1 pseudogene is annotated in these 400 nt (G+C 67.2%); it reads right to left on the bottom strand.

Annotation, left to right across the window (positions count from 1 at the left end):
* Positions 1–353, bottom strand: a pseudogene (locus G6R24_RS21420) (MBL fold metallo-hydrolase); the annotation flags it as partial.
* Positions 354–400: the final 47 nt, after the last annotated feature.

Here is a 400-nt window from a genome sequence, read left to right as displayed (position 1 = left end):
TAGGTGTCCCGCTGGTCCGCCAGGAACGCTCTGATGGCCGCGGTGCCCCAGGTGGGCCAGTGGTGCGAGGCGAAAGCCACATCGGCCTCGTCCGCGAACAGGATCATCGTCTCCTGGAGATATCGGGACCAGACGCGGGCGTCGCGCACCACCGCACCGCGCAGCGTCAGGACGTTGTGGAGAGTGTGGGTGGCGTTCTCCGCCAGGCACAGCGCACGATGGTCCGGAAGAAGGAAGTTCATCTCCGCCGGCGCCTCGGTGCCAGGCGTCATCTGGAACACGAACCGGACCCCGTCCAGGATCTCCTCCTGCCCGGTGCGGGTGACGTCCACCGTCGGCGGGATCAACGACACCGTGCCGGCTGACGCCGTCTGTCCCAGGCCCAATGGCCGTAGGTTAA

The organism is Candidatus Frankia nodulisporulans (genome assembly GCF_902806475.1).
Taxonomy (GTDB): domain Bacteria; phylum Actinomycetota; class Actinomycetes; order Frankiales; family Frankiaceae; genus Frankia; species Frankia umida.
This window is presented reverse-complemented; position numbering and strand designations above follow the sequence as displayed.